Genomic DNA, 1,220 nt, shown 5'->3' with positions numbered 1-1,220 from the left:
TTCACCTTCAACGGCTTACAGAACGCTCCCCTACCACTCAAACAAAGTTTGAATCCGCAGCTTCGGTGCATAGTTTAGCCCCGTTACATCTTCCGCGCAGACCGACTCGACCAGTGAGCTATTACGCTTTCTTTAAAGGATGGCTGCTTCTAAGCCAACCTCCTGGCTGTCTGGGCCTTTCCACATCGTTTCCCACTTAACTATGACTTTGGGACCTTAGCTGGCGGTCTGGGTTGTTTCCCTCTTCACGACGGACGTTAGCACCCGCCGTGTGTCTCCCGGATAGTACTTTACGGTATTCGGAGTTTGCAAAGGGTTGGTAAGTCGGGATGACCCCCTAGCCTTAACAGTGCTCTACCCCCGTAAGTATTCGTCCGAGGCTCTACCTAAATAGATTTCGGGGAGAACCAGCTATCTCCCGGTTTGATTAGCCTTTCACTCCTAGCCACAGGTCATCCCCTAACTTTTCAACGTTAGTGGGTTCGGTCCTCCAGTTGATGTTACTCAACCTTCAACCTGCCCATGGCTAGATCACCGGGTTTCGGGTCTATACCTTGCAACTATACGCCCAGTTAAGACTCGGTTTCCCTACGGCTACCCTAATCGGTTAACCTCGCTACAAAATATAAGTCGCTGACCCATTATACAAAAGGTACGCAGTCACCCTCGAAGGGCTCCTACTGCTTGTACGTACACGGTTTCAGGTTCTATTTCACTCCCCTCACAGGGGTTCTTTTCGCCTTTCCCTCACGGTACTGGTTCACTATCGGTCAGTTGGGAGTATTTAGCCTTAGATGATGGTCCACCTATATTCAGTCAAAGTTTCACGTGCTCCGACCTACTCGATTTCACTTAAGATGCATTTTCGTGTACGGGACTATCACCCTGTATCGTCAAACTTTCCAGAATGTTCCACTAACACATAATAAGCTTAAGGGCTGGTCCGGTTTCGCTCGCCGCTACTTCCGGAATCTCGGTTGATTTCTGTTCCTACGGGTACTTAGATGTTTCAGTTCTCCGCGTTCGCCTCTTACACCTATGTATTCAGTGTAAGATACCTGCAAGCAGGTGGGTTTCCCCATTCGGAAATCCTAGTCTCAAGCGCTTTTTACTAGCTTGACTAGGCTTATCGCAAGTTAATACGTCCTTCATCGCCTCCAACTGCCAAGGCATCCACCGTGTACGCTTAGTCACTTAACCATACAACCCAAACGGGTCTT

Annotated in this window: 1 rRNA gene (running past one end of the window); it reads right to left on the bottom strand. The window is 49.1% G+C overall.

Annotation, left to right across the window (positions count from 1 at the left end):
- Window positions 1-1,200 (bottom strand): 23S ribosomal RNA (locus tag ISP07_RS20365) (it extends 1,770 nt beyond the left edge of the window).
- Between the last annotated feature and the right edge of the window lie 20 nt (window positions 1,201-1,220).

The sequence above is a fragment of the Pseudoalteromonas sp. PA2MD11 genome (genome assembly GCF_017808125.1).
Classification (GTDB): domain Bacteria; phylum Pseudomonadota; class Gammaproteobacteria; order Enterobacterales; family Alteromonadaceae; genus Pseudoalteromonas; species Pseudoalteromonas simplex.
This window is presented reverse-complemented; position numbering and strand designations above follow the sequence as displayed.